This is a genomic window from Variovorax sp. GW823-FHT02B07, from assembly GCF_058797695.1.
In genome coordinates this window covers 60,074-85,801 of the sequence record NZ_JBXAJX010000010.1, presented here as the reverse complement: position 1 = coordinate 85,801, position 25,728 = coordinate 60,074, and the positions used below count along the sequence as shown (strand labels likewise).

At 67.7% G+C, this 25,728-nt stretch carries 25 protein-coding genes and 1 tRNA gene; 18 read left to right on the top strand and 8 right to left on the bottom strand.

Annotated features, from left to right (window positions below; translation table 11 throughout):
- The first annotated feature begins 75 nt into the window (after positions 1–75).
- The 7 genes from AC1RGU_RS29460 to fahA are packed head-to-tail and all read left to right on the top strand — an operon-like array spanning position 76 to position 6,307.
- On the top strand, positions 76–846 hold the full coding sequence (locus tag AC1RGU_RS29460; RefSeq protein WP_492699791.1) for a TetR/AcrR family transcriptional regulator: 771 nt from the start codon (positions 76–78) through the stop codon (positions 844–846).
- A complete protein-coding gene (locus tag AC1RGU_RS29455) occupies positions 843–1,790 on the top strand; it encodes an ABC transporter substrate-binding protein (RefSeq protein WP_070061384.1) in 948 nt (315 codons plus the stop codon). Before AC1RGU_RS29460 ends, AC1RGU_RS29455 begins: the two co-directional genes overlap by 4 nt.
- Entirely contained in the window at positions 1,787–2,572 is a 786-nt protein-coding gene (locus AC1RGU_RS29450) for an ABC transporter ATP-binding protein (protein ID WP_139703481.1), read from the top strand. The genes AC1RGU_RS29455 and AC1RGU_RS29450 overlap by 4 nt, the downstream gene beginning before the upstream one ends.
- Positions 2,565–3,335 carry an ABC transporter permease gene (locus AC1RGU_RS29445; RefSeq protein WP_070061386.1) on the top strand — a complete coding sequence of 257 codons (771 nt, stop codon included), beginning with the start codon at positions 2,565–2,567 and terminating at the stop codon, positions 3,333–3,335. Before AC1RGU_RS29450 ends, AC1RGU_RS29445 begins: the two co-directional genes overlap by 8 nt.
- On the top strand, positions 3,332–4,126 hold the full coding sequence (locus AC1RGU_RS29440; protein WP_492699788.1) for an ABC transporter permease: 795 nt from the start codon (positions 3,332–3,334) through the stop codon (positions 4,124–4,126). Before AC1RGU_RS29445 ends, AC1RGU_RS29440 begins: the two co-directional genes overlap by 4 nt.
- A 49-nt stretch (positions 4,127–4,175) precedes the next feature.
- The gene (locus AC1RGU_RS29435) at positions 4,176–4,982 is read left to right on the top strand and encodes a cyclase family protein (protein WP_492699786.1); all 807 of its coding nucleotides are present in this window, start codon (positions 4,176–4,178) and stop codon (positions 4,980–4,982) included.
- 2 nt (positions 4,983–4,984) lie between these two features.
- The gene (fahA, locus tag AC1RGU_RS29430) at positions 4,985–6,307 is read left to right on the top strand and encodes a fumarylacetoacetase (protein ID WP_492699784.1); all 1,323 of its coding nucleotides are present in this window, start codon (positions 4,985–4,987) and stop codon (positions 6,305–6,307) included.
- A 54-nt stretch (positions 6,308–6,361) separates the two neighbouring features.
- Here fahA and AC1RGU_RS29425 read toward each other — a convergent pair.
- The 3 genes from AC1RGU_RS29425 to AC1RGU_RS29415 all read right to left on the bottom strand — a co-directional run bounded on the left by AC1RGU_RS29425 (position 6,362) and on the right by AC1RGU_RS29415 (position 7,854).
- Positions 6,362–6,437, bottom strand: a tRNA-Gly gene (locus tag AC1RGU_RS29425).
- Between the two features lie 63 nt (positions 6,438–6,500).
- Entirely contained in the window at positions 6,501–7,403 is a 903-nt protein-coding gene (locus AC1RGU_RS29420) for an NAD(P)/FAD-dependent oxidoreductase (protein ID WP_492699782.1), read from the bottom strand.
- Positions 7,393–7,854, bottom strand: coding sequence for an Rrf2 family transcriptional regulator (locus AC1RGU_RS29415; RefSeq protein ID WP_492699780.1), 462 nt, complete (start codon positions 7,852–7,854; stop codon positions 7,393–7,395). The genes AC1RGU_RS29420 and AC1RGU_RS29415 overlap by 11 nt, the downstream gene beginning before the upstream one ends.
- A 677-nt stretch (positions 7,855–8,531) precedes the next feature.
- On the opposite strand from AC1RGU_RS29415, the gene AC1RGU_RS29410 reads away from it, so the two are divergent.
- Positions 8,532–9,500: a reverse transcriptase family protein gene (locus tag AC1RGU_RS29410; RefSeq protein WP_492699778.1), complete on the top strand. Its 969-nt coding sequence runs from the start codon at positions 8,532–8,534 to the stop codon at positions 9,498–9,500.
- A gap of 208 nt (positions 9,501–9,708) precedes the next feature.
- Positions 9,709–10,185: an adhesin gene (locus tag AC1RGU_RS29405; RefSeq protein ID WP_095743081.1), complete on the top strand. Its 477-nt coding sequence runs from the start codon at positions 9,709–9,711 to the stop codon at positions 10,183–10,185.
- A gap of 105 nt (positions 10,186–10,290) precedes the next feature.
- On the opposite strand, the gene AC1RGU_RS29400 is transcribed toward AC1RGU_RS29405, so the two are convergent.
- From AC1RGU_RS29400 to AC1RGU_RS29380, 5 genes are all read right to left on the bottom strand, one after another.
- The gene (locus tag AC1RGU_RS29400; RefSeq protein WP_062470325.1) at positions 10,291–10,737 is read right to left on the bottom strand and encodes a MaoC family dehydratase; all 447 of its coding nucleotides are present in this window, start codon (positions 10,735–10,737) and stop codon (positions 10,291–10,293) included.
- A gap of 10 nt (positions 10,738–10,747) precedes the next feature.
- Positions 10,748–12,028: a benzoyl-CoA 2,3-epoxidase subunit BoxA gene (boxA, locus tag AC1RGU_RS29395; protein ID WP_492699776.1), complete on the bottom strand. Its 1,281-nt coding sequence runs from the start codon at positions 12,026–12,028 to the stop codon at positions 10,748–10,750.
- A gap of 50 nt (positions 12,029–12,078) precedes the next feature.
- On the bottom strand, positions 12,079–13,506 hold the full coding sequence (gene boxB / locus AC1RGU_RS29390) for a benzoyl-CoA 2,3-epoxidase subunit BoxB (protein ID WP_062470322.1): 1,428 nt from the start codon (positions 13,504–13,506) through the stop codon (positions 12,079–12,081).
- Between the two features lie 34 nt (positions 13,507–13,540).
- Complete coding sequence (gene boxC / locus AC1RGU_RS29385) at positions 13,541–15,214, bottom strand: 2,3-epoxybenzoyl-CoA dihydrolase (RefSeq protein WP_492699774.1); 1,674 nt, start codon at positions 15,212–15,214, stop codon at positions 13,541–13,543.
- A gap of 337 nt (positions 15,215–15,551) precedes the next feature.
- Positions 15,552–16,496 (bottom strand): helix-turn-helix transcriptional regulator, encoded by a 945-nt coding sequence (locus AC1RGU_RS29380; protein WP_492699772.1) that lies wholly within the window; start codon positions 16,494–16,496, stop codon positions 15,552–15,554.
- Positions 16,497–16,664: 168 nt separating this feature from the next.
- On the opposite strand from AC1RGU_RS29380, the gene AC1RGU_RS29375 reads away from it, so the two are divergent.
- From AC1RGU_RS29375 to AC1RGU_RS29335, 9 genes are all read left to right on the top strand, one after another.
- The gene (locus AC1RGU_RS29375) at positions 16,665–17,159 is read left to right on the top strand and encodes a 4-hydroxylaminobenzoate lyase (RefSeq protein ID WP_062470313.1); all 495 of its coding nucleotides are present in this window, start codon (positions 16,665–16,667) and stop codon (positions 17,157–17,159) included.
- Positions 17,156–18,706 carry a 3,4-dehydroadipyl-CoA semialdehyde dehydrogenase gene (locus AC1RGU_RS29370; RefSeq protein ID WP_492699770.1) on the top strand — a complete coding sequence of 517 codons (1,551 nt, stop codon included), beginning with the start codon at positions 17,156–17,158 and terminating at the stop codon, positions 18,704–18,706. Before AC1RGU_RS29375 ends, AC1RGU_RS29370 begins: the two co-directional genes overlap by 4 nt.
- Positions 18,707–18,736: 30 nt before the next feature.
- A complete protein-coding gene (locus AC1RGU_RS29365) occupies positions 18,737–20,290 on the top strand; it encodes a benzoate-CoA ligase family protein (protein WP_492699768.1) in 1,554 nt (517 codons plus the stop codon).
- Positions 20,287–21,111, top strand: coding sequence for an alpha/beta fold hydrolase (locus AC1RGU_RS29360; RefSeq protein WP_492699766.1), 825 nt, complete (start codon positions 20,287–20,289; stop codon positions 21,109–21,111). Before AC1RGU_RS29365 ends, AC1RGU_RS29360 begins: the two co-directional genes overlap by 4 nt.
- Positions 21,108–22,283, top strand: coding sequence for an ABC transporter substrate-binding protein (locus AC1RGU_RS29355; protein WP_062470303.1), 1,176 nt, complete (start codon positions 21,108–21,110; stop codon positions 22,281–22,283). Before AC1RGU_RS29360 ends, AC1RGU_RS29355 begins: the two co-directional genes overlap by 4 nt.
- Before the next feature lie 105 nt (positions 22,284–22,388).
- A complete protein-coding gene (locus tag AC1RGU_RS29350; RefSeq protein WP_062470301.1) occupies positions 22,389–23,261 on the top strand; it encodes a branched-chain amino acid ABC transporter permease in 873 nt (290 codons plus the stop codon).
- Complete coding sequence (locus tag AC1RGU_RS29345; protein WP_159274281.1) at positions 23,258–24,241, top strand: branched-chain amino acid ABC transporter permease; 984 nt, start codon at positions 23,258–23,260, stop codon at positions 24,239–24,241. The genes AC1RGU_RS29350 and AC1RGU_RS29345 overlap by 4 nt, the downstream gene beginning before the upstream one ends.
- Entirely contained in the window at positions 24,238–24,990 is a 753-nt protein-coding gene (locus AC1RGU_RS29340) for an ABC transporter ATP-binding protein (protein ID WP_095948469.1), read from the top strand. The genes AC1RGU_RS29345 and AC1RGU_RS29340 overlap by 4 nt, the downstream gene beginning before the upstream one ends.
- A complete protein-coding gene (locus AC1RGU_RS29335; protein ID WP_492699763.1) occupies positions 24,990–25,691 on the top strand; it encodes an ABC transporter ATP-binding protein in 702 nt (233 codons plus the stop codon). The genes AC1RGU_RS29340 and AC1RGU_RS29335 overlap by 1 nt, the downstream gene beginning before the upstream one ends.
- Positions 25,692–25,728: the final 37 nt, after the last annotated feature.

Below are 25,728 nucleotides of genomic sequence, written 5' to 3'. Positions count from 1 at the left end.
CCGTGCTCAATGAGGGTTGACCTCAGGGTTTGTACGTGTGTTCAACATTTTTGTACAGCCGTTCAATACGCCCCCATGAACGCTCGCACACCGCCGGCCCGAAAACGCAGTGCCTCGCCTGTATCACGCGCTCCGACCGTCGCGCCCGAGGCCGCGCGGCCCGACCGTCGACAGGCGATCCTGCTGGCGGCCGAGAAGCTCTTCGCGCAGCACGGCTACCACGCCGTGACGATCCGCCAGATCGCCGAAGAAGCCGGCGTGCCGCTCGCGCTGGTGGGCTACTACTTCGGCCCGAAGCACGAGCTGTTCCACGCGATCTTCGAACACTGGAGCCACAGCATCGAGGAGCGGCTCGCGCGCCTGGCGGCCGTGACCATCGACCCCGACGACGCGCGCACGCTGCCGCGCATCATCGAAGCCTTCACCGCGCCCGTGCTGGCGCTGCGCGCGAGCACCGAAGGCGAGTACTACGCACTGCTGGTGGCACGCGAGCTGTACCACGCCACCGAAGAAGCCGACCGCGTGCTGCGCGGCTACTTCGATCCGCTGGCCGAGGCCTACATCGACGCACTGCACGTGGCGCTGCCGCACGCCACGCGCAGCCAGGTCGCATGGGGCTACCAGTTCGCGCTGGGCGCGCTGCTGCACCACCTGACCGACAGCCGCATCGAACGACTCTCACGCGGCGAGAACACACGCGCCGACCCGGCCGTGGCGCCGATGCTCGTGAACTTCATCGCCGGCGGCCTGCGCGCCGCGCTGCCGAAACCGAAGGCCACGTCGAAGGCCCCCGCCGCCAAGTCCTCACGCACGAAAAAGACCATCCCCAGGAGACCCCAGCCATGATGAATAGACGCACCCTGCTGTCGGCGCTCGCGGCCGCATCGGCCACCGCCTCGTTGCCTTCGCGCGCCCAGCAGGCCCACCCGAAGATCGTGTTCGGCTACACGGCGGTGACCGACTTCGCCTCGGTCTTCGTGGCGGCCGAAGAGGGCTACTTCAAGAAGCGCAGCCTCGACGTGGAGCTGAAGTTCATTCCGCTGAACTCCACCATCCCGGCCGCGCTGCAGTCCGACTCGCTGCAGATCGGCGGGCCCACGCCCTCGGTGTTCCTGCAGGCGGTGGACGGCGGACTCGACCTCGTGCTGGTGGCCGGCGGCGGCCTCACCTCGAAGACGATCACGGGCTTCGGCCTGGTGGCGCGCGCGGGCTCGGGCATCAAGAGCGCGCAGGACTGCGTGGGCAAGAAGATCGGCGTACCGGGGCTCGGTGCCTTCCTGCACGTGACCTTCCGCGCGTGGCTGAAGGACAGCGGCGTCGACTACCGCAAGGTCAATTTCATCGAGGCCGCGTTCCCCCAGCATGCCGACCTGCTGCGCGGCGGCTCGGTCGACGCGGTGGTGTCGGCCGACCCGTTCATGAGCCGCATCACCGAGAGCGGCGCGGGCTACGTGGCCTCGTACTACTCGACCTTCCTGCCCGAGAACAACCAGACCATCGTGCACGCGGCCAAGCGCGAGTGGGTGGCGAAGAACCCCGCCACGGCGCGCGCCTTCCGCGAGGCGCTGGTCGAGGCCGGCGCCTTCATCCAGCAGCCGAAGAATGACGCGAAGGTCCGCACGGCCATCGGCAAGTACATCAAGCTGCCGCCCGAGGTGCTGGCCAAGGTGCAGGTCTCGCCGCCCGGCCCGGTCGTCACCGACAAGCAGCTGGGCTACTGGACCGGGCTCATGAAGGAGCAGGACATGCTCAAGACGAACATCGACGTTGCGAAGCTGATCGCCAAGTGAGCGCGGCCGCCGATTCCTTTTTGCGCTTCGACGGCGTCACCATCCGCCTCGGCGGGCGCGAGATCCTGTCGCCCACCTCGTTCGACGTGGCGCGCGGCGAGTTCGTGTGCATCGTCGGCCCGAGCGGCTGCGGCAAGACCACGCTGCTGCGCGCGGCCAGCGGCCTCGTCACGGCCAGTGCCGGCGAGGTGCGGCGCAAGGGCGTTCCGATGACGGCGCCCTCGCGCGAAGTGGCCTTCGTGTTCCAGGACTACGGCCGCGCGCTGCTGCCGTGGCGCACGGTCGAGGGCAACGTGAGCCTGGCGCTCGAAGCGGCCGGCGTGCCCGCGGCCGAGCGCGCGCCGCGCATTGCCGACGTGCTCGGCAAGGTCGGGCTCGCCAAGCACGCGCACAAGTTTCCGGTGCAGCTGTCGGGCGGCATGCAGCAGCGCGCGCAGATTGCCCGCTGCCTCGCGCAGAAGCCCGAGCTGATGATGATGGACGAGCCCTTCGGCGCGCTCGATGCACTCACGCGCCAGAGCCTGCAGGACGAGCTCGCGCGGCTGGTGCGCGACGACGGGCTCACGGTGCTGTTCGTCACGCACGACCTGGAAGAAGCCATCTACCTCGGCGACCGCGTGATCGCGCTGCAGGCCAACCCCGGGCCGGGACGGCCGAGCCTGGCGCGGATGATCGACGTGAAGATCCCGCGTCCGCGCGACCAGCTCACGACCAAGGAGCATCCGGAATACCTGCAGTTGCGGCGTGAGCTGTTCGCCTTCATCGAGCAGGGCCATGACTGAAGGCCGTCTCTTTCGCTGGTTGCGGCCGTGGGTGTTTCCCGCGCTGCTGGTCGGCGCCTTCGAGTGGTACGCGCGGCGCGCAGCGGCCTTGGGCAGCGATGCGCTCGCACCGCCGAGCGCAGCGGCCAAGGCCTTCGTCGGCGCCGCGATGGACGGCTCGCTCTGGCAGGCCACGGGCTTCACGCTGGGTACGGCGGCACTCGGCCTGCTGTTGGGTGCGGTGCTCGGCATTGCATTCGGGCTGGTGCTCGGGCTCTCGCGCCGCGCGGCGCAGCTGGGCGCCGTGTCCATCGAGGTGCTGCGCCCCGTGCCGTCGGTCGCGCTGATCCCGCTCGCGATGCTGGGCTTCGGTTTCGGCGTGCGCATGGAAGTGGCCATCGTCGCCTTCGCCACCTTCTGGCCGCTGCTGGTGCTGGTGCAGTCGGCGGTGCAGCAGATCGAGCCCCGGCTGCTCGAGGTGAGCCGCGTGCTCGGGCTGTCGGCGCGCGAACGCGCCTTCAAGATCGTGCTGCCGGCCATCGTGCCTCGCCTGTTCGTCGCGCTGCGCCTGGGCGTGGCGGTGGCGCTGGTGGTGGCGGTGACGGTCGAGATCGCCGCCAATCCGCACGGCATGGGCTACGCCATGATGATCGCGCAGCAGAGCTTCGACCCCGCGCTGATGCTCGCGTGGCTGGGCTGGATCGGCGTGGTGGGCTTCGCGGTCAACGCGGGCATGGTGCGCCTGCAAGCCTGGGTCGCGCGACGCATGGGGGTGCAGCCATGAACAACAACCGCAACGGCCGACTGGGCCTGGGGTGGCTGGGCTCGGTGGGCGTGCTGCTCGCGCTGGTCGCGCTGTGGTGGGTTGCGAGCAACGCGGGCTGGGTCAGCCGCGTGTTTTTGCCGACGCCGCAGGCCACGTTCGCGAGCCTGCTCGAAGGGCTCAATCTCTCTGCGGGCAACGATGGCAACGGCGAACTGCTGGCCTTCACGCAGGCCACGGTCGGCCGCATGGTCGAAGGCTGGCTGCTGGCCTCGCTCTTCGGCGTGCTGCTGGGCGCGGCCATCGGCGTGTCGCCCTCCGTGCGCGCGTGGGTGCAGCCGACGCTGGAGTTCATCCGCCCGCTGCCCGCCTCGGCGCTGCTGCCGCTGGCCATTTCGATCTTCGGGCTGAACCCCGGGATGGTGCTCTTCGTGGTCGCCTTCGGCGCGATGTGGCCGGTGCTGCTGGCCACGGTGCACGGCTTCGCGGCGGTGGAGCCGCGCCTGTCGGAGGTGGCGCGCTGCCTGCAGATGTCTCGCACCGCGTACATCTGGAAGATGGGCCTGCCCAACGCCATGCCCGACATCCTGGCCGGCATGCGGCTGGCGCTAACCATCGCGCTGATCGTCGCGGTGGTGGGCGAAATGATCGCCTCGCAAAGCGGCCTGGGCCAGGCCATCCTGCTGGCGGCGCGTGCCTTCCGCGCCAGCGACCTGTTCGCCGGCATCGTGCTGCTCGGGCTCATCGGCTTCGTGAGCAACGCGCTGCTGGCCTTGGCCGAGAAGCGCCTGTTGCGCTGGCAGCAGCCCTGACCGATTCGATCGATTCCTTCAAAACCTACACCCCACAAGGAGCCTCGCCATGCCACGCAAGTTCGTCGACCTGTCGATCTTTCTCGAAAACGACGTGCTGTCCGATCCGCCGGCCTTCGCGCCGAAGATCCAGTACTTCACGCACGACAACACCTTCGAGCAGATCGAGCCCTTCTTTCCGGGCCTGAAGAAAGAAGACCTGCCCGACGGCGAAGGCTGGGCCGTGGAGCTGGTGCAGCTGTCCACGCACAACGGCACGCACCTCGACGCGCCGTATCACTTTCACTCGACGATGGACAAGGCGCTGGGCGAGAAGAAGCCCGCCATCGCCATCCACGACGTGCCGCTCGAATGGTGCTTCCAGCCCGGCGTGAAGCTCGACTTTCGCCACTTCGCCGACGGCTATGTGGTGACGGCCGCCGACGTCGAGGCCGAGCTCAAGCGCATCAACCACACGCTGAGCCCGCTGGAGATCGTGGTGGTCAACACGCGCGCCGGCTCGCGCTACGGCAACCCCGACTACGTGTCGGCCGGCGCGGGCATGGGCTACGAAGCCACCATGTACCTGCTGGAACGCGGCGTACGCCTCACGGGCACCGACGCGTGGAGCTGGGACGCGCCCTTCGTGCACACCGCCAAGAAGTACGGCGAGACGCACGACGCCTCGCTGATCTGGGAAGGCCACAAGGCCGGGCGCGACATCGGCTACTGCCACATCGAGAAGCTGCACAACCTCGAGGCGCTGCCGCCCACGGGCTTCTTCATCAGCTGCTTCCCGCACAAGATCCGCGGCGCGTCGGCGGGCTGGACGCGCGCGGTGGCGATCTTCGACGACGCGCTGATGGCGTCGGTGTGAACATGATCGAACTCAACCACACGCACGACGCCGGCGCCCGCAGCTGGGTCGCCTCGGCCAACGTGGCGGGCAGCGACTTTCCGGTCCAGAACCTGCCGTATGCGATGTTCCGCCGCACCGGCAGCCCCGAGCCGTTTCGCGGCGGCGTGGCCATCGGCGACCAGGTGCTCGACCTCGCGGCGCTGGCCGCGGGCTCGCACGTCGACGGCCTGGCGCTCGATGCGGCGCGCGCCGCCGCCCTGCCCGCGCTGAACGATTTCTTCGCGCTCGGCCCGCCCGCCTGGCAGGCGTTGCGTCATGCGGTCTTCGCGCTGCTGCACAGCGACGCGCCGGCCGCGACGGTGGACGACCTGCGCGGCTGCCTCGTGCCGCAGGCCGAGGTCGAATACACCGTGCCCGCGCGCATCGGCGACTACACCGACTTCTACACCTCGATCGACCACGCGCTGAACATCAGCCGCCTGATGAACCCCGACGGCGACGTCACGCCCAACTTCCGCTGGGTGCCGACCGCGTACCACGGGCGCGTGTCGACCATCGGCGTGAGCGGCCAGCGCTTTCACCGGCCGATGGGCCAGGCCATGGCGCCCGGCGCGAAGGCGCCGACCTACCAGGCCTGCGCGCGGCTCGACTACGAGCTGGAGCTGGGCGTGTGGATCGGCCAGGGCAATGCGCAGGGCGAGGCGATTCCACTCGCGCGCGCGGAAGACCACATCTTCGGTCTCTGCCTGCTCAACGACTGGTCGGCGCGCGACATCCAGTTCTGGGAAATGGCGCCGCTCGGGCCCTTCCTTGCAAAGAACTTCGCCACCACGATCTCGCCGTGGATCGTGACGATGGAAGCGCTGGCGCCCTACCGCCAGGCGTGGACGCGGCCCGTGAACGAGCCGCAACCGCTGGCCTACCTGGAGAGCAGCGCGAACCGCGAAGGCGGCGCGCTCGACATCCGGCTCGAGGTCTGGCTCGAAAGCGAAAAGGCGCACGCGCAGAAGACCGGGCCATCGCGCCTGTCGGCCACGAGCTTCAAGCACCAGTACTGGAGCATTGCGCAGATGGTGGCGCACCACACGGTGGGCGGCTGCAGCCTGAACCCGGGCGACCTGTTCGGCAGCGGCACCATCTCGGGCCCCGGCGAGGGCGAGGCCGGCGCGATCATCGAGCTGACGCGCGCGGCCCAAACCCCGGTGACGCTGGCCAACGGCGAGACGCGCGGTTTCCTGGAAGACGGGGATGCGGTGCTGCTGCGCGGCTGGTGCGAGAAGCCCGGCCATGCGCGCATCGGTTTCGGCGAGAGCCGGGGGACCGTGCTGCCGGCGCGAGGTTGAAAGCGACGCGCCAATGAAAAAGGCCACCTGGTGAGGTGGCCTTTTCATGCGATTTGGAGCGGGAAAAGAGTCTCGAACTCTCGACCTCAACCTTGGCAAGGTTGCGCTCTACCAACTGAGCTATTCCCGCGTGAGCCTCAGATTATAGGGTGGTTTGAGGCGGTTTGCCATCTTCCCCCGAAAAAATTTGAAATCAGGCCCCGAACACCAGCGCGCGGTGCATCGACACCCCGGCGAACAGCCCGTCGGCCGAGGCCAGCGTGGCGTTGGAAAAAGCCATCGCCACATCGCCCGCCGCGTACACGCCGGGCACCGTGGTCGTCTTCATCGCATCGACGCGCAGCACCGGGCCCGTGGGGCCGTCGTCGAACGCGCAGCCCAGCTGCGCGGCCAGCGGACTGGTCGGCCGCGTGTGCGGCGCCACGAACAGCGCCTCGATCGGCACGCGCCAGCCGTTGTCCAGGCGCACGGCCGCCAGGTCCGTCCCCTGCCCTTCGAGGCCGGCGATGCGCCCGGACTCCACGGCCACGCCGCGCGACTGCAGCCGGGCGCGTGCCTCGACATCCGGCCCTGCGTCGCCATTCAGGAAGAGCGTGGTCGGGCCCCACTCGGCGATCAGCAACGCGTGGTCCGGCGGGTGCGCGCTGTGAAAGAGCACGCCCAGCGGACGGTCGCCGAACTCGTAGCCGTGGCAATAGGGACAGTGCAGCACACTCTTTCCCCAGCGCTCGCCGAGGCCCGCAATGTCCGGCAGGCCGTCCTGCACGCCGAAGGCCAGCAGCAGCTTGCGCGTCGACAGCTGTTCCCCGCCGTTCAATAAAACCGTGAAGCCCTCCGCGCCATCGGCCGTCGCCGCAGTCACCGTGCCTTCGACGAAGGTGACCGACGGATAGGCAAGCAGCTTGTCGCGCGCATCGGCAATCATCTGCAGCGGCGGCATGCCGTCCTGCCCGAAGAAGCCGTGCGAGGCGGCGGCGAAGCGGTTGCGCGGCGCGCCCGCGTCGACCACGCAGACCTTCCTGCGTGCGCGCGCCAGTTGCATGGCGGCGGAGAGGCCGGCAAAGCTGCCGCCCACGATGAGTGCGTCATGGCGCATGTGCGATGTCCTTCGCGGTGAAGCCGCCACCCGTCATGCGGCGATGAAAGTCCCTGGCGAGATCGGCCAGCGTGATCCCGTTGAGCCGCCGCAGCAGCAGCGCCTCGGCCTCCTGGCACGCCCCGTCGAGCGCCGCGTTCACCGCCTGCTCGACGATGCAGCCCGGGCTCTCGGTGCGGTTGCCCATGGCCAGCAGCGCAGGCGCGCCGACGGCGTTGTGGATGTCACCCAGCGTCACCGAATTCAACGAACACGACAGCACCCAGCCGCCGCCATGCCCCTTGGCCGAGCTGACGAAGCCGGCCTGCCGCAGCCCCGCCATGAGCCGTCGCACGACCACGGGGTTGGTCTGCATCGCCGCGGCGAGCGCCTCGGAGGTGATGGGGGCGTCCAGCTCGGCCATGTGCAGCAGCACGTGGAGCACGCCGGAAAGCTTGCTGTCTCGTTTCATGCAACATTATGAGTTGCATGTTTTGAAAAGAGCACTCAAAGACGATCTAACCCGCTGCTGCCGCGAGGTCTTTACACCTCGCCTTCCCCAGTGAAAATCGGAAAAATCCTCCCTTGTATTCGACTGGCATCAAGCGTAGATTTCCCCTCGCTTGGGCTATGTGGGTGCACTCGTCAAAGGTGGAACTGCGGGAACGTAGTTCGTGGAGATCGAAAGATTTCTAGCATCTGCCAGGGCATGCGGTCTTTGTGAGGTCCGTCGTCCGCAATGACGATCAGGCCACGGAAATTCTGTTCGTCCCGGCAGCTTCGGCTTCCGATGAGCTTGGCGCCGAAATTTATGGCCCAGAGGTAAAACTGCTGGCGCTCTCCCATTTTCTTCAACCCTGATGAGAGGCTTCACATGTTGTGAGGTCGGGTCGAAGAAGGAGTCATGAAATGACTAAGAAGAAACGAAGACGCCCAAGTCGCCAGCAGGCATCCAGGAAACCAGCGGGTGCCAGGATTGCTCGAAGTGTGGTGTGGCTTGCGAGGCTCATCTACCTGCTTCTGGAAATCTGGGACAAGCTGATGGATGTCCTCTGGACCAGTTATTCAACGCATGCGGCTGGTACCAACATTCGCTGCGGCCGATAGACATGAGCACGCCGCTCTTCACCCGCCACCAATGAGGGCGACTTGTCCGCCACTCGAAGCCACCCGCTGAACCAGAGTCCGCTCTACAAGATGAAGAGCAAGCGAAAACTGGCGTCCGTTCTCCTTTCCAAGGTTCCCAGTCTTCAAGCGTTGGCCAATCGGAAAGAGAACTACCGGTCCTTTGAAGTCACTTACGCCGGAAAGAAAAGGGCGGTGGAGCTGCCGAGGCCACCGCTGGCCAGGCTCCATAGAAGAGTGTTCGAGATGCTCGACTGCATCGAAAAGCCGGACTACCTGCATTCCGGTCGCAAGCATCGTTCCTACATCACGAACGCGCAAGTGCACGTGGGCTCAGTGCCATTGGTCAAGCTTGATATCCGCAAGTTTTATGCATCGGTCACTTCCGCTCATGTTTTTCGCTTTTTCCACGATGTCCTTGAGTGCAGTCCTGATGTCGCCGGCCTTCTAGCCAAGCTCTGCATGTCGAATGGACATCTTCCGATCGGTAGCAGTGCGAGTCAGCTGTTGGCGTTCTTCTCGGCAAAGCCGATGTTCGATGAGCTGCATCAACACTCACTCGAAAACGGCGTCAGGGACAGTTACTACGTGGATGACTTGACGTGGTCAGGTACCAACGCGACTCCCCGCTTTCTATGGGACGCGAAGAAGATCGTTCACCGTCATGGCTTCAAGTACCACGGCGACCGCGCTTACACCGCTCATCAGCGAAAGCTGGTGACTGGCGTACTGATTGTCGGAAATCGCATGACAGTCCAAGCGAAGCGCGAGTTCGATTTCTGGAAAGCCGTGCACACGCTAGATGAGCAAGAGCCGGCGGCGAGATTGCGCGAAATCAATGGCCTCATCGGCAAGGCAGTCGCCAACTCGCAAATCGACGACCGCTTCCTCTCGCGATTGCGGAGATTGCGCGCGCGCAAAGCAGAGTTACAGCGTGTGCTTCGCAGAGATTCGCAGCGTGCAAATTCAGTATCGGCGCTCTCCTTCAACTGATCGCGTCGGAGAGCACCCTCAGGCGAGTCCAAGCAAACGGGGCCCTAACGCACGAGCCCCCCATTCCGCCGACGGTCGATTCCCACAGCGTCGAGCGAACGCGCCGCACATGGCGACAACCTGCCGGCCCGTCATGGTTGCCCCCGAATCGATCGAACCCCGGTCGGTTCTGCAAACCGTGACTCAGCAACGAAAGGAACTGTCACTCATGACTACACATGCAACCAACCGCATCTTCATCGGCGCCATGCTGGCGGGCCTGCTGGCCCTCGGCGGGACGGCCCAGGCGCAAGGCGTCGGGGTCGGCGTGGGGGTCAACGCCGATGTGAAGGCCTCGGGCAGCACCAGCGCGACGCCACAAGGCGGCGCAGCAGGCGCACGCACGCAGACCGGTGCGTCGGCCGATGCCAACGCGGACACCTCCACCTCCGGCGCGACCGGCGGCGTGGGCAATGCCGTCGGTGGCGTGCTCGGCACGGCCACGGGTGCGGTCGGCGGTGCCACGGGCGCCGTGGGCGGCGCGACGCAAGCCGTCGGCGGTGTGACCAACACCGTAGGCAGCACCGTGAACAGCGCGACCGGTGCCGCTGGCGCCGTGGGCGGCGCCGTGAAACCGGCCACGGCCGGTGCCAAGGCGAGCGGCAAGGCGCAGGGCTCGGGCGCGGTCGACCTGCACAAGAAGTAAGTCGCACCCCGCATCGCTGCAGCGGCCGGACGCGGCGGCTGCAGCGCATCGCTCCGCAAGAAGAAATCAAGCCCGCAGCGCTAGCGCGTTGCGGGCTTGTGTCGTTCAGAGGTCGGGTGCGGGCAGCTTGAAGAGGCTGGTGACTTCGGTGTCGAGCACCACGAGCGCGCGCTGGTTGAACAGCCGCCAGCGCCAGCGCAGGATGCCGAGCGTGGGGCGCTTCTCGGAACGGCGCACCTCGATCACGTCGGCCACGAGCCGCAGCGCATCGCCGGGTCGCACGGGGTTCGGCCAGCGCACGTGCTCGAGCCCGGGCGACGCGAACGATTCGGAACCGGCCAGCGCCGCCTCGACCACCAGCCGCATCGCGATGGAGCAGGTGTGCCAGCCGCTCGCGATGAGCCCGCCGAAGGGGCTGCCTGCCGCCGCCTCGGCGTCGGTGTGAAACCACTGCGGGTCGTAGGCCCGCGCGAACTGCACGAGTTCGGCTTCGGTGAGCACATAAGGCCCGGCCTCGATGACCTGGCCTGCGTGGAAGTCGGCGAACTGCATCCGCCGCAGCTTAGTACGTTTCGAGGTGCAGGCGGCCTTCGCGCTTGAGTTGCGCGCCGACGGTGTCCCAGTCGAGCCCCGCTTCCTTCGCCACGTCGCGCAGTGCGAGCACCACGCCCTCTTCCATGCTCTTGAGGCCGCACACGTAGAAATGGCTGGCGCCGTCCTTGAGCAGCGCGGCCAGGTCGGCGGCGCGTTCGCGCATCAGGTCCTGCACGTAGCGCTTGGGTTGGCCCGGCGTGCGCGAGAACGCGAAGTTGATGTCGATGAAGTCTTTCGGCAGCGATTGCAGCGGGCCGAAGTACGGCAGCTCCTGCTGCGTGCGCGCGCCGAAGAACAGCATGAGCTTGCCGCCTTCGAACTTGCCGCTCTTGCGCAGGCGCCTGCGCCATTCGGTCATGGCGCGCATGGGGGCGCTGCCGGTGCCGGTGCAGATCATCACGATGTGCGACTTGGGGTGATTCGGCATCAGGAACGAGGCGCCGAAGGGCCCCACCACCTGCACGGTGTCGCCCACCTTGAGGTCGCACACGTAGTTGGAGCACACGCCGCGCACCGGGTCACCCTCGTGGTCCTCGGTGACGCGCTTCACGGTGAGCGAGACGTTGTTGTAGCCGGGCCGCTCGCCGTTGCGCGGGCTGGCCACCGAGTACTGGCGCGCATGGTGGCGCTTGCCGATGGCGTCGACGCCCGGCGGCACGATGCCGATCGACTGGCCTTCGAGCACCGGGAACGGCACCACGCCGAAGTCGAGCACGATGTGGTGGGTCTCGCTGTCGAAGCCGGCCTCGGTGCAGTTGAAGTTGCCCACCACGGTAGCGGTGGTCGGCGTCTTCGGCGGAAAGAGGTTGGTGTAGGCGTGCGCGGCCGACCAGGGCGGCACGCTGGCGCCGTACTGCGCGGAGTTGAAGACAGGCTCGGTGGCTTCGGCGGCCGCCTGGGCCTGCGTCTGTGCGGGCACTTCCGCGGCCGAAGCGGCTGCGCCGGACACGCCCGCGGCTTCGAGTTCTTCAGGCGACAACTCGGCGGGCAGTTCTTCCCACGTGAGCTGCTCTTCGATGGTGTACGCACGCACCAGCGGCATGGTGCGCCAGTTGTCGATCGAGCCCGTGGGGCACGGCGAGATGCAGGCCATGCAGCCATTGCAGACGTCCGCACGCACGACATAGTTGTTGTCGTCGTGCGTGATCGCGTTCACGGGGCAGGTCGCCTCGCAGGTGTTGCAGCGGATGCAGATCTCGGGGTCGATCAGGTGCTGCTTGATGACCCCGGCTTCAACGACCATGTCCATGTTGTTCTCCATGCCCTCGCCGTGGGGACGAGGGCTTCATATCCAGGTGCTCAGCCGAAACGCACGTACTCGAAATCGACGGGCTGGCGGTTGATACCCATCACCGGCGGCGAGATCCAGCCTGCGAACTTGCCCGGCTCGATCACGCGGCCCATCAACGATGCCACGAAAGCGAAGTCTTCGGAACTCGGCAGCCATTCGTCGCGCTTGGCGGCCCATTCGATGTCGTTCACCACGCGGCCCTCGGGCGACATCTTGATGCCGGCGAGTGCGCCGATCTGGCGGTTGAAGGCCTTGTGCGGCACGACCAGGCGGGTGGGAATGCCGGCCTTCTCTAGCACCTTGTTCCAGCGGCCGACGCCGGCCACCGAGTCCTTGATGAAGTCGTCGCGCAGCACTTCGTTCAGGGCGTTGAGCATAGGCACGTCCTTCTCGACGAGCTGGCCGTCCTTCACCTCGAGCACCTTGTAGGTCTGGCCCTTGAGCACGTGATCGTCGTCGCGCTTGCCTTCTTCGTAGCGGCCCTTCAGGCCCGAGCTGTAGAAGATGGCGGCGTTGCTCGACTGGTCGGCGCCGAACAGGTCGATGGTCACCGAGTAGTGGAAGTTCAGGTAGCGCTGGATGGTGCCCAGGTCGATGCAGCCGGCGGCGCGGATCTTCTGCGCGTCGTCGGTCTTGAGCTCGTTCATCACCTGCGCGGTGCGCGCGATGACGCGCGACACGCCGCTCTCGCCCACGAACATGTGGTGCGCCTCTTCGGTCAGCATGAACTTCGTGGTGCGCGCCAGCGGGTCGAACGCACTCTCGGCCAATGCGGCCAGCTGGAACTTGCCGTCGCGGTCGGTGAAGTAGGTGAACATGAAGAACGCGAGCCAGTCGGGCGTCTTCTCGTTGAAGGCGCCCAGGATGCGCGGGTTGTTGGCGTCGCCCGAGGTGCGCTGCAGCAGCGCGTCGGCCTCTTCGCGGCCGTCGCGGCCGAAGTGCTTCTGCAGCAGGTAGACCATGGCCCACAGGTGGCGGCCTTCTTCGACGTTGATCTGGAACAGGTTGCGCAGGTCGTACATCGACGGCGCCGTGAGGCCCAGGTGGCGCTGCTGCTCGACCGACGCGGGCTCGGTGTCGCCCTGCGTGACGATGATGCGGCGCAGGTTGGCGCGGTGTTCGCCGGGCACGTCCTGCCAGACCTTCTCGCCCTTGTGGTCGCCGAAGTGCACTTCGCGGTTGGCGTCGCCCGGGTTCAGGAAGATGCCCCAGCGGTAGTCGCGCATCTTCACGTGGCCGAACTGCGCCCAGCCCTGCGGGTCGACGCTCACGGCGGTGCGCAGGTACACCTCGTGGTTGGTGGAGCCCTCGGGGCCCACGTCGTCCCACCAGTTGATGAAGTTGGGCTGCCAGCCTTCGAGCGCGCGCTGCAGCGTGCGGTCTTCGCCGAGGTTGACGTTGTTGGGGATCTTCTCGCTGTAGTTGATCGTGCTCATCGTTGTTCCTTGGGTTGTGCGGACTGCTCTGTGCTCAAACGCGGTTCAGGTCGAAGCCGGCTTTCTGGCCGGTGCCGTAGACCTTCAGCGCGCCCTTTTCGCCGACGGCGTTGGGGCGGTTGAAGATCCAGTTCTGCCAGGCCGTGAGGCGGCCGAAGATGCGGGTGGCCATGTTCTCCTTGCTGGCGAAGCGCAGGTTGGCTTCGAGGCCGGTGAGTGCGTCGGGCGACATGGCGGCGCGCTCTTCGATGGCGATGCGGATCTCGTCGTCCCAGTCGATGTCGTCGGGCGCGGCGGTGACGAGGCCGAGCTTCACGGCTTCGTCGGCGTCGAGCGCCTGGCCGGCGGCGGCGCGCGCGGCTTCGAGCGGTGCGGTCTCTTCATAGAAGCGGCGCTGCAGGCGGCTCTGGTCGTTCACCATCGGGAAGAAGCCGAAGTTGAATTCGTTGAGCGTGAGCTTCGGCGCGCGCGCAGCGTCGTCGGGCAGCGCGAGCATGTAGGTGCGGTCGGCCGCGAAGGCCAGCTCGGCCAGCGTGCCGGCGAAGCACGAGCCGGCCTCGACCAGCGCGAACAGGCTGCGCGACGACACATCGAGGCGCGCCAGCGTGCGGCGCAGCGCGCCGATGGTTTCGCGCACCAGCCAGTGGTCCTTGTTGGCGAACATCACGGCATCCGATGCGAGCACGGCGGCGGCATCGCCTTCGGTCTTGAGCAGCCAGGTGCCGACGTCGAGTTCGTTCGTGCGCAGGTTGAGGATGGCGTCGTCGAGTTCGCGGCACACAGCCAGCGGCCACCAGGCGGCGCCCGCGGCTTCGATGGCGGCGATGTCGGCCGGCTGCGCGCCGGTGGGTGCCTTCACGGTGATCGTCGCGGTGCGCTTGCTGCGGTCGATCTGCACGTTGACGTTGGCATACGCGATGCCGTCGGCGCTGTCGGTGCGTTCGACGCGGGTCAGGGCCACGCCCTTGGCGCCGGCGGGGCGGTCGCTGCCGGCGGCGAGTTGCGTGGCGCGTTCCTGCACGGCGGCCGGGAACTGCGCGGGCTTGGCCACGGCATCGACCAGGCGCCAGTCGACCGCGCGCTGGCCGCGCACGCCTTCGACGCTGGTGCAGAAGATGTCGGCGAGGTCGTGGCGCACGTGGCGCTTGTCGGTCACGCGGGTCAGGCCGCCGGTGCCGGGCAGCACGCCGAGCAGCGGCACTTCGGGCAGCGAGACCGACGAGGAGCGGTCGTCCACCAGCAGAATTTCGTCGCAGGCCAGCGCCAGCTCGTAGCCGCCGCCGGCGCAGGCGCCGTTCACGGCCGCGAGGAACTTCAGGCCCGAGTGCTTCGAGGTGTCTTCGATGCCGTTGCGCGTCTCGTTGGTGAACTTGCAGAAGTTCACCTTCCAGGCGTGGCTCGAAACGCCCAGCATGAAGATGTTGGCGCCGGAACAGAAGATGCGGTCCTTGCCGCTGGTGACGATCACGCTGCGCACTTCGGGGTGCTCGAAGCGGATGCGGTTGAGCGCGTCGTTCAGCTCGATGTCCACGCCCAGGTCGTAGCTGTTGAGCTTGAGCTTGTAGCCGGGGCGAATGCCGCCGTCTTCCGCGATGTCGAGCGTGAGGCGCGCAATGGCGCCGTCGAAGCTCAGCGACCAGTGGCGGTACTGGGCGGGTTCGATGCGGTAGTCGACGCGCTGGGGCGCCTGGAGCGTGGTGTCGGTCATGCGGAAGTCTCCTGTGGGGCTGTGTTCAGAAAACCGTGAACAGGAATAATAATGCACTTCCTTGTTCCGATGACATGCATCATGCTGCATGCAACCAGGCAAGTCAATGCCTGTTGTGCTTTTTTTCAGATTTCAGGCAGATGAGGGATCAGGGGGCGTGCGGTCGGTTCACGGCCGATCAACAACTGCCCTGAAGACGCTCACGCCGATGGGGTGCCTTGCGCAGCGAAATCAAGGAGGAGGGGCGAAGCCCCGGGGGACATTCGCGGAGCAAGGTACCCCGTCGGCGGGAGCGTCGCCCTGAACAGCGAACGCCCCAACGCCAGCAGCAAGAAACTCAGGCCAGCCCCATCGACTGCCGGGCAACGCTGCGCAGCGCCTGGAAGCTCTGCGGCAACGTCTTCCCACTGGTATCGACCGACAGATCGGCCTTCGAATAGAAGGCAGCGCGCCCATTCAGGATGCGCCGCAGGTCTTCCATGGCCTCCTTGCTGGCGGCCATCGGGCGGGTGTCGCCCTGGGCGGCCACGCGGCCCATGTGCTCCTCGGGCGCGGCCTGCAGCCACACGGTGGTGCAGTGGGCGAGCAGCTCGTTGAACGTGGCCGGGTCGGACACGATGCCGCCGGGCGTGGCGATGACCACTTCGCTGTAGATCTGCACCGCCTCTTCCAGCGCGCGGCGCTCGTAGCGGCGGTAGGCGTTGGTGCCGTACAGGTCGTGGATTTCGCGCACGCTGCAGCCCGCGAGCTTCTCGATCTCGCGGCTCAGCTCGATGAACGGAATTTCGAGGTCTTCGGCCAGCATCTGGCCCAGCGTCGACTTGCCTGCGCCGCGCAGCCCCACGAGCGCGATGCGCCGGTGCCGCGCCGGGTCGACCGAAGCCGTGCCCAGCATCTCGCCGAGCGCCACGCGCACGCGGCGCAGGTCGGCCTCGCTGCGGTGCTCCAGCAGTTCGCGGATCAGCAGCCACTCGGGCGAGCTGGTCGTCACGTCGCCCACCAGCTCGGCCAGCGAGCAGTGCAGCGCCCCGGCCACCTGCTGCAGCACCAGGATCGATGCGTTGCCGATGCCGTACTCCAGGTTCGCCAGGTGGCGCTCCGACACGTCGGCCGACAGGGCCACCGCCTTGCGCGTGAGGCCGCGCTGCGCGCGCAGGTTGCGCACGCGGTCGCCCAGTGCCACCAGCAATGGGTTCTTGGCCTCCCCGGCCACGGCGGCGCCGTGGTTGCCGGTGCCGCCCTCGGGCGCGGTGGCCAGCACCGCGTCTACATGCTCGTTCATGCCATTCCTCGTTCTTCGCCGGGATTGTGCGCGCTCAGGGTAAACACCATAGATGCACTATATTGCTTGACACCTGTTGTCTCGCTGCTTATTGTTCGATCACACGCAAGATACTGCACACGCAGACTTCCTGCAAGAAGACGATAGTTCATCCGTTCGAGGCCCACGATGTCCGACACCCCCACGCCCGCCACCGGCAAGGCGGCATTTCACCAGCTGATCGCCGACCTGACCGCCGAGATCGCCGGCCAGCCGCTGGACGCCACGCTCGACCAGTGGCTCAACGCCACCCACGGCGCCGGCAGCGCCCGTTTTGCGCAACTGCGCCAGGCCTGCATCGGCGGCGTCGCCGAAGGCTGGCTGTGCGATCGCGAAGGCGGCGGCATCAAGTACGGCCGCGTCTTCAAGGCCGAGGACGCGCTGCACCGCTTCTCGGTCGACGTGGTCGACATGCAGGACCTCGCCGGCCCGCACCACACGCACCCCAACGGCGAGATCGACCTGATCATGCCGCTGGACGACACCCCCGCCGCCACCTTCGACGGACGGCCCGCGGGCTGGTGCGTCTACGGACCCGGCACCGCACACCGCCCGACCGTGGCCCAGGGCCGCGCACTCGTCCTTTATTTGCTGCCCGAAGGGCAGATCAAGTTCACCCCATGACCGACCTTCTCGCCAACCACGTCGCCGGCCGCTGGCAAAGCGGCACGGGCGCCGGCACGCCCCTGTTCGACCCGGTGCTCGGCATCGAACTCGCGCGCGTCGACGCCACCGGCCTCGACCTGCCCGAAGCTTTCAGCTTCGCCCGCGAACAGGGCGGCCGCGCGCTGCGCGCCCTCACCTACCGCCAGCGCGCCGGCCTGCTCGCCGCCCTCGTGAAGGTGCTGCAGGCGAACCGCGACGCGTACTACGAGATCGCCACCGCGAACTGCGGCACGGTGAAGAACGACTCGGCCGTCGACATCGACGGCGCGATCTTCACGCTCGGCCAGTACGCCAAGTGGGGCGATGCGCTCGGCGACGTGCGCGCGCTGCGCGACGGCGAGGCCGTGAAGCTCGGCAAGGAGCCCGTGTTCCAGTCGCAGCACCTGCAGGTGCCGACGCACGGCGTGGCGCTGTTCATCAACGCCTTCAACTTCCCCTCGTGGGGCCTGTGGGAAAAGGCAGCGCCCGCGCTGCTGTCGGGCGTGCCCGTGATCGTGAAGCCCGCCACGGCCACCGCCTGGCTCACGCAGCGCATGGTGAAAGACGTGGTCGATGCGGGCGTGCTGCCGGCCGGCGCGCTGTCGGTCATCTGCGGCAGCTCGGCCGGGCTGATGGACCAGCTGCAGCCCTTCGACGTGGTCTCGTTCACCGGCTCGGCCGAGACGGCCGCCGTGATCCGTTCGCACCCGGCCGTGGCCGAGCGCTCGGTGCGCGTGAACATCGAGGCCGACAGCCTCAACAGCGCCCTGCTGCTGCCCGGCGCCGCCCCCGGCAGCGAGGCCTTCAACCTGCTCGTGCGCGAAGTGGTGCGCGAGATGACGGTCAAGTCGGGCCAGAAGTGCACCGCCATCCGCCGCATCCTGGTGCCGGCCGAGGTGTACGACGCCGCCGCCGAAGCCATCGGCGCCAAGCTCGCGGGCGTCACGGTCGGCAACCCGCGCAACGAGAGCGTGCGCATGGGCTCGCTCGTGAGCCGCGCACAGTTGAATGCGGTGCGCGACGGCCTCGACGCGCTGGCCGCGCAGACCACCGTGCTGCACGACAGCAGCAACAAGCCCCTCATCGACGCCGACCCCGCCGTGGCCGCCTGCATCGGCCCCGTGCTGCTGGGCGCGCGCGACGCCGATGCGGCGCAGCGCGTGCACGACGTGGAAGTGTTCGGCCCCGTCGCCACGCTGCTGCCCTACAACGACCTGGCACACGGCATCGCGCTCGCGCACCGTGGCCAGGGTTCGCTCGTGACCTCGCTGTACGGCAGCGACGATGCAGCGCTCGCCCAGGCCGCGCTGTCGGTCGCACCGAGCCATGGCCGCGTGCACGTCATCACGCCCGAGGTGGCGCAGGCCCACACCGGCCACGGCAACGTGATGCCGATGTCGCTGCACGGCGGCCCCGGCCGCGCGGGCGGCGGCGCCGAGCTGGGCGGCCTGCGCGCGCTCGATTTCTATCACCGCAGGAGCGCGGTGCAGGCGAGCCCCGGCGTGCTCGCCGCCCTCGGCCTCTAGAACCACGCACAGGCCCCAAGGAGACACACGATGAACAGCAGCCTGCCCGCACGATTCAACTTTGCCGAACACCTGTTCGCCCTCAACCGCGGCCGCGCCGCACGCACCGCCTACATCGACGACCGCGGCACGCTGGGCTACGGCCAGCTCGAAGACCGCGCGCGGCGCCTGGCCGCCGCGCTGAAAGCCGCAGGCCTGCGCCGCGAAGAGCGCGTGCTGCTGCTCATGCTCGACGGCAACGACTGGCCCGTGAGCTTTCTCGGCTGCCTCTACGCGGGCATCGTGCCCGTGGCCGTGAACACGCTGCTCACGCCCGACGACTACGCCTACATGCTCGACCACAGCCGCGCACAGGCGGTGCTGGTGTCGGGCGCACTGCTGCCGACCTTGCAAGATGCGATGGCGCGCGGCGGCCATGAAGTGCAGACGCTGTTCGTGTCGCAACCGACGGGCCCGTTGCCCGAAGGTGCGCAAGAGTTCGAGGCCGCGCTCGCCGCCGCCGAGCCCCTGCCCGCCCCCGCGCCCACCGCGTCGGACGACCCGGGCTTCTGGCTCTACTCCTCCGGCTCCACCGGCAAGCCCAAGGGCACGGTGCACACGCACGCCAACCTGTGGTGGACCGCCGAGCTCTACGGCAAGCCCGTGCTCGGCCTCACCGAAGGCGACGTGTGCTTCTCCGCCGCCAAGATGTACTTCGCGTACGGCCTGGGCAATGCGCTGACCTTCCCGCTGTCGGTGGGCGCCACCGTCGTGCTGATGGCCGAGCGCCCCACGCCCGACGCTACCTTCCGCCGCTGGACCGAGCACAAGCCCACCGTGTTCTTCGGCGCGCCCACGGGCTTCGCGGGCATGCTCGCCTCGCCGAAGCTGCCCGCGCGCGAGGCCGTGGCGCTGCGCATGTGCTCGTCGGCCGGCGAAGCGCTGCCCGGTGAGATCGCGCAGCGCTTCAAGGCGCACTTCGGCTGCGAGATCATCGACGGCATCGGCTCGACCGAGATGCTGCACATCTTCATCTCCAACCGCCCCGGCGACGTGCGCTACGGCACCACGGGCAAGCCGGTGGACGGCTACGAGGTCGAGCTGCGTGGCGAGGACGGCCGCCCCGTGCCCGACGGCGAGGTGGGCGACCTGTACATCCGCGGCCCGAGCTCGGCGCTCATGTACTGGTGCAACCGCGAGAAATCGCGCGACACCTTCCAGGGCGGCTGGACCAAGAGCGGCGACAAGTACACGCGCGACGCCGACGGCTACTTCACCTACGCCGGGCGCAGCGACGACATGCTCAAGGTCAGCGGCATCTACGTCTCGCCCTTCGAGGTCGAGGCCACGCTGATGCAGCACCCCGCCGTGCTCGAGGCCGCCGTCATCGGCAAGGACGACGCCGACGGGCTCACGAAGACCAAGGCCTTCGTGGTGCTGAAAGACGGCGCCGCCGCCACCGAGGACGAGCTCAAGGCCTTCGTGAAGGAGCGCCTGGCGCCCTACAAGTACCCGCGCTTCCTGGAGTTCGTGGCCGAGCTGCCGAAGACCGCGACCGGCAAGATCCAGCGCTTCCGGCTGCGCGAACGCGAGAAGCAGGCATGAGCACGCCGACGGTTGCCACCGACTTCGCCACCATCGACTGGCGCGGGCGCACCGTGCGCATCGAGTGCCGGTGGATCGCCCCCGAGCGCGGCGCCGACACCCCGCTCATCGTGTTCCTGCACGAGGGCCTGGGCTCCGTCGCGATGTGGAAGGACTTTCCCGCCCAGGTCTGCGAAGCCGCCGGCGCGCGCGGGCTCGTGTTCTCGCGCCCCGGCTACGGCCGCTCCACGCCGCGCGCCGAGGACGAGATCTGGGACGTCGACTTCATGCACCGCCAGGCGCACGAGGTGCTGCCCTCGCTGTTCGCCGCGCTGAAGCTCGGCAACGAGAAGCCCTGGCTCTTCGGCCACAGCGACGGCGGCTCGATCTCGCTGCTGTACGCATCTCGCTTTTCCGACAAGGTCACAGGCCTCGTGGTGCTCGCGCCGCACATCTTCGTGGAGGACAAGACCGTCGCGAACATCGAGATCGCACGCGACGCCTACCGAACGACCGACCTGCCCGGCAAGCTCGGCCGCTACCACGACAGCGCCGACTCGGCCTTCTGGGGCTGGAACCGCATCTGGCTGCACCCGCCCTTTCGCGACTGGAACATCGAGGCCGAACTGGCCACCATCCGCTGCCCCGTGCTCGCGGTGCAGGGCATCGACGACGCGTACGGCACGCTCGCGCAGATCCGCGACATCGCACCGCGCGTCGGTGGGATTTGCGAGCTGCTCGAAATCCCTGAATGCGGGCATTCCCCGCATCGCGATCAGCCGGATCGTGTCATCGTCGCGACCGCTTCTTTCATCACCAACAACAGGAGACAGACACCATGACGAACCTTCGCACCGCGCGCCTGGCGCTCACGGCCATCGCCCTCGCCGCCCTGGCCTCCGCGGCCGGCGCACAGGGCACGGCAAAGCTCAAGGTCGGCCTCATGCTGCCCTACAGCGGTACCTACACCGCCCTGGGCGTGGCCATTGAAAACGGCTTCAAGCTCTACGTGGAACAGCAAGGCGGCAAGCTCGCGGGCCGCGAGATCGAATACTTCAAGGTCGACGACGAGTCCGACCCCGCCAAGGCCACCGACAACGTCAACAAGCTCATCAAGCGCGACAACGTCGACGTGATCGTGGGTACCGTGCACTCCGGCGTGGCGATGGCCATGGCCAAGGCCGCCAAGGAAAGCGGCACTGTGCTCATCGTGCCGAACGCCGGCGCCGACGCGGTGACGGGCCCGATGTGCGCGCCCAACATCTTCCGCAGCTCGTTCAGCAACTGGCAGCCGGCCTACGCCATGGGCGAGGTAGCGGCCAAACAGCAGGGCAAGAAGAAGGTCATGACCATCACCTGGAAGTACGCGGCCGGCGAAGAGTCGGTCAACGGCTTCAAGGAAGGCTTCGAGAAGAACGGCGGCAAGGTCGACAAGCAGCTCACCCTGCCCTTCCCCAACGTGGAGTTCCAGGCCCTGCTGACCGAGATCGCGGCGGCCAAGCCCGATGCGGTGTACGCCTTCTTCGCGGGCGGCGGCGCGGTGAAGTTCGTCAAGGACTACCAGGCCGCCGGCCTGAACAAGACCATCCCGCTGTACGGCCCCGGCTTCCTGACCGACGGCACGCTCGACGCGCAGGGCGAATCGGCGCAAGGCATGCTCACCACGCTGCACTACGCCGACGGCCTGAACACGCCGCGCGACAACGCCTTCCGCGTGGCGTACGCCAAGTCCTTCAAGCTGCAGCCCGACGTGTACGCGGTGCAGGGCTACGACGCCGCGCAGATGCTGGGCGTGGGCCTGAATGCCACCAAGGGCGACATCTCGAAGAAGGCCGAGTTCACGGGCGCGATCGAGAAGGCGAAGATCGACAGCCCGCGCGGCACCTTCACGGTGAGCAAGTCGCACAACCCGGTGCAGGACATCTACCTGCGCAAGGTGGAAGGCAAGGAAAACAAGCTGGTGAGCACCGCGATCAAGGGTCTCTCCGATCCGGCTCGCGGCTGCCGGATGTAAGCAGGGCCACGGGCCTTCGGTTCTCTCTCGTTCCCTCGCGGCCCCGATCCATTTCACGGGGCTGCGAGCCGCCTTGCGGCAACCACAACCAACTGGGATCTCACGGTGGATTTCGGAACCTTTCTCGTGCAGTGCCTGAACTCCGTTCAGTACGGCCTGCTGCTCTTTCTCGTGGCCTCGGGGCTGACGCTGATCTTCGGGATCATGGGCGTCATCAACCTCGCCCACGGGAGCTTCTACATGATCGGCGCCTACATGGCGTTCTCGCTGGCGCCGCTGTTCGGCGACCAGTTCCTGCTGATGCTGGTGGCCGGCGTGGTGCTGGCCGCGATCTTCGGCTACGTGCTGGAGTGGGCCTTCTTCAGCTACCTCTACCAGCGCGACCACCTGCAGCAGGTGCTCATGACCTACGGGCTCATCCTGGTGTTCGAGGAGCTGCGCTCCATCTTCGTGGGCAACGACGTGCACGGCGTGAAGGTGCCCGCGTGGCTCGACGGCAGCTTCGCGCTGGGCAACGTCATGAGCTACCCCTGGTATCGCCTGTTTGCCTCGGCCGCCTGCATCGTGCTGGCCGTGGGCCTGTACTACGTGGTGAACCGCACGCGCCTGGGCATGATGATCCGCGCCGGCGCCAGCAACCGCGACATGGTGCGCGGCCTGGGCATCGACGTGAAGCGGCTGTACCGCATCGTGTTCGCGGCCGGCGTGGCGCTGGCGGCGCTGGCCGGCATGATCGCCGCGCCGATGTCCTCGGTGTACCCGAACATGGGCGCGAGCGTGCTCATCATCTGCTTCGTGCTGGTGGTGATCGGCGGCATCGGCTCGATCACCGGGGCGCTCGTGGCCTCGCTGCTGGTGGGCTTCGTCGACACCTTCGGCAAGGTGTTCTTCGCCGACCTGGCGGGCATCGGCATCTACCTTCTGATGGCCATCGTGCTGATCTGGAAGCCCGAAGGCTTGATGGGGAGGCGGCCATGAGCCCGGTGGTTGCATCCGCACCTTCGTCGCCGCGGCGTGGTGCCTTCGTCGTGCCCGTGCTGTGCGCCATCGCGCTCGGCGTGGCCGGCCCGCTGCTGGGCAACTACGCGTCGGACTTCATCGTCAAGGTGATGATCCTGTCGATCTTCGCGCTCAGCCTGGAACTGCTGGTGGGCATGACCGGGCTCGTGAGCCTGGGCCATGCGGCCTTCTACGGCATCGGTGCGTACGTCACCGTGCTGGCCTCGGGCAACGAGGGCGGCAACTTCGCAGTGCTGCTCGTGCTGTCGATGGGCGCGGCGGCGCTGTATGCGCTGTTCGTCGGTGCGCTGAGCCTGCGCACGCGCGGCGTGTACTTCATCATGGTCACGCTGGCCTTTGCGCAGATGGCCTTCTTCGTGTTCCACGACACCAAGGTCGGCGGCGGCAGCGACGGCATCTACCTGTACGTGCGCCCGGCCCTCGGCGCGCTCGACATGGAGAACCGCACGGTGCTGTTCTACGTGGTGCTGGCGGCGCTGGTGTTCACCTACGGCCTGCTGGCGCTCATCCGCCGCTCGCGCTTCGGCGCGGCGCTCGCGGGCATCCGCGTGAACGAGCAGCGCATGCGCGCGGCGGGCTTCGCGGTGTACGGCTACAAGCTCGCGGCCTTCGTGCTCGCGGGCGCGCTGGCCGGGCTCGCGGGCTTTCTGCTGGCCTCGCGCGACGGCGTGGTCAACCCCGAGCTGATGGCCTGGCACAACTCCGGCGAGGTGCTGCTGATGGTGATCCTGGGCGGCCTCGGCCACCTGCGCGGCGCGGTGATCGGCGCCGTGGCCTTCACGCTGCTGAAGGAAATCTTCTCCACCCACGCCGTGATGGGCCCGCTGGCCGACCACTGGCAGCTCACGCTGGGCATTGCCATCATCGTGTTCGTGGCGCTGCTGCCCAAGGGCCTGATCGGCCTGGTGCAGCGCCTGTCGCCGAAGGGAGGCGCATGACCACCGCACTGCTGTCCGTGGACAAGCTCACGCGCCGCTTCGGTGGCCTCACGGCCGTCAACGCCGTCACGCTCGACCTGCACATCGGCGAGGTGCATGCGGTGATCGGCACCAACGGCGCCGGCAAGTCGACGCTCATCAACATGCTCTCGGGCGAGATCGAGGCCTCCGAAGGCCGCATCGCACTCGACGGCGTGGACATCACCGCGCGCGCGCAGTCGCGCCGCGCCCGCGACGGCGTGGGCCGCAGCTACCAGCGCACCACCATCTTCCCGGAGTTCACGGTGCACGAGAACTGCCGCCTCGCCGCGCAGGCCGCCACGGCGAAGCCCTGGGCGATCTGGCAGTCGTCGCAGCGCTGCGCCACCAGCAACGCCTCGGCCGACGCCGCGCTCGAAGCCGCCGGCCTCACGGCCGAAGCCCGGCGCGTCGCCGGCACGCTGAGCCACGGCGCGCAACGCCAGCTCGAAGTGGCGATGTGCCTGGCCACCCACCCGCGCGTGCTGCTGCTGGACGAACCGCTCGCCGGCATGGGCGCGGAAGAGACCGACCGCATGCTCACGCTGCTCGCGCGGCTGAAAGCCACGCACGCCATCCTGCTGGTGGAGCACGACATGGACGCCGTGTTCCGCATCGCCGACCGCATCACGGTGATGGTGAACGGCACCGTCATCGCGACCGGCGACCCGAAGTCGATCCGCGAGAACCCCGAGGTCCGCACCGCGTACCTCGGCGAGGAGCAACACTGATGCTGATCGTTCGCGACCTCAACACCTACTACGGCAACAGCCACATCCTGCGCGGCGTGCACGCCGGCATTCCGGCGGCGACCTCGGTCGGCCTGCTCGGGCGCAACGGCATGGGCAAGACCACGCTGATCCGCACCATCATGGGCTACGTGCGGCCCGCTTCAGGCGAAGTGCAGGTCGACGGCCGCACCGTCACCGGCCTGCCGCCCGAGAAGATGGCGCGCCTGGGCATCGGCTATGTGCCCGAAGGGCGCGGCATCTTCCCGAACCTGTCGGTGCGCGAGAACCTCGTGATGAGCGAACGCGCCGGCATCGACGGCCAGCGCGCCTGGACCTTCGACCGCGTGATGGCCACCTTCCCGCGCCTGTCGGAACGGCTCACGCACGGCGGCCAGCAGCTGTCGGGCGGCGAGCAGCAGATGCTCTCCATCGGCCGCGCGCTCATGACCAACCCGCGCCTCTTGATCCTCGACGAAGCCACCGAAGGCCTCGCCCCGCTGATCGTGGCCGAGATCTGGCGCGTGATCAGCGAAATCCGTGCGACGGGCATCGCCACGCTGATCGTCGACCGCGACTACCGCAAGGTGCTCGCGCACACCGACCTGGCGGTGGTGATGGAGAAGGGGCAGATCGTGCGGCATAGGGCGTCGGCGGAGTTGCTGGGGCAGCCGCAGGTGCTGGAAGAATTGCTGGGCGTTTGAAGGTCCACAGGGCCATGCGCAACGCTACGGTCCGCCG

Bases quoted from the DNA above. Each gene is read 5' to 3' on its own strand.
- AC1RGU_RS29460 (WP_492699791.1), top strand. From the start codon at position 76: ATGAACGCTCGCACACCGCCGGCCCGAAAACGCAGTGCCTCGCCTGTA.
- AC1RGU_RS29455 (WP_070061384.1), top strand. From the start codon at position 843: ATGATGAATAGACGCACCCTGCTGTCGGCGCTCGCGGCCGCATCGGCC.
- AC1RGU_RS29445 (WP_070061386.1), top strand. From the start codon at position 2,565: ATGACTGAAGGCCGTCTCTTTCGCTGGTTGCGGCCGTGGGTGTTTCCC.
- AC1RGU_RS29440 (WP_492699788.1), top strand. From the start codon at position 3,332: ATGAACAACAACCGCAACGGCCGACTGGGCCTGGGGTGGCTGGGCTCG.
- AC1RGU_RS29435 (WP_492699786.1), top strand. From the start codon at position 4,176: ATGCCACGCAAGTTCGTCGACCTGTCGATCTTTCTCGAAAACGACGTG.
- fahA (WP_492699784.1), top strand. From the start codon at position 4,985: ATGATCGAACTCAACCACACGCACGACGCCGGCGCCCGCAGCTGGGTC.
- AC1RGU_RS29420 (WP_492699782.1), bottom strand. From the start codon at position 7,403: ATGCGCCATGACGCACTCATCGTGGGCGGCAGCTTTGCCGGCCTCTCC.
- AC1RGU_RS29415 (WP_492699780.1), bottom strand. From the start codon at position 7,854: ATGAAACGAGACAGCAAGCTTTCCGGCGTGCTCCACGTGCTGCTGCAC.
- AC1RGU_RS29405 (WP_095743081.1), top strand. From the start codon at position 9,709: ATGACTACACATGCAACCAACCGCATCTTCATCGGCGCCATGCTGGCG.
- AC1RGU_RS29400 (WP_062470325.1), bottom strand. From the start codon at position 10,737: ATGCAGTTCGCCGACTTCCACGCAGGCCAGGTCATCGAGGCCGGGCCT.
- boxA (WP_492699776.1), bottom strand. From the start codon at position 12,028: ATGGACATGGTCGTTGAAGCCGGGGTCATCAAGCAGCACCTGATCGAC.
- boxB (WP_062470322.1), bottom strand. From the start codon at position 13,506: ATGAGCACGATCAACTACAGCGAGAAGATCCCCAACAACGTCAACCTC.
- boxC (WP_492699774.1), bottom strand. From the start codon at position 15,214: ATGACCGACACCACGCTCCAGGCGCCCCAGCGCGTCGACTACCGCATC.
- AC1RGU_RS29380 (WP_492699772.1), bottom strand. From the start codon at position 16,496: ATGAACGAGCATGTAGACGCGGTGCTGGCCACCGCGCCCGAGGGCGGC.
- AC1RGU_RS29375 (WP_062470313.1), top strand. From the start codon at position 16,665: ATGTCCGACACCCCCACGCCCGCCACCGGCAAGGCGGCATTTCACCAG.
- AC1RGU_RS29370 (WP_492699770.1), top strand. From the start codon at position 17,156: ATGACCGACCTTCTCGCCAACCACGTCGCCGGCCGCTGGCAAAGCGGC.
- AC1RGU_RS29365 (WP_492699768.1), top strand. From the start codon at position 18,737: ATGAACAGCAGCCTGCCCGCACGATTCAACTTTGCCGAACACCTGTTC.
- AC1RGU_RS29360 (WP_492699766.1), top strand. From the start codon at position 20,287: ATGAGCACGCCGACGGTTGCCACCGACTTCGCCACCATCGACTGGCGC.
- AC1RGU_RS29355 (WP_062470303.1), top strand. From the start codon at position 21,108: ATGACGAACCTTCGCACCGCGCGCCTGGCGCTCACGGCCATCGCCCTC.
- AC1RGU_RS29345 (WP_159274281.1), top strand. From the start codon at position 23,258: ATGAGCCCGGTGGTTGCATCCGCACCTTCGTCGCCGCGGCGTGGTGCC.
- AC1RGU_RS29340 (WP_095948469.1), top strand. From the start codon at position 24,238: ATGACCACCGCACTGCTGTCCGTGGACAAGCTCACGCGCCGCTTCGGT.
- AC1RGU_RS29335 (WP_492699763.1), top strand. From the start codon at position 24,990: ATGCTGATCGTTCGCGACCTCAACACCTACTACGGCAACAGCCACATC.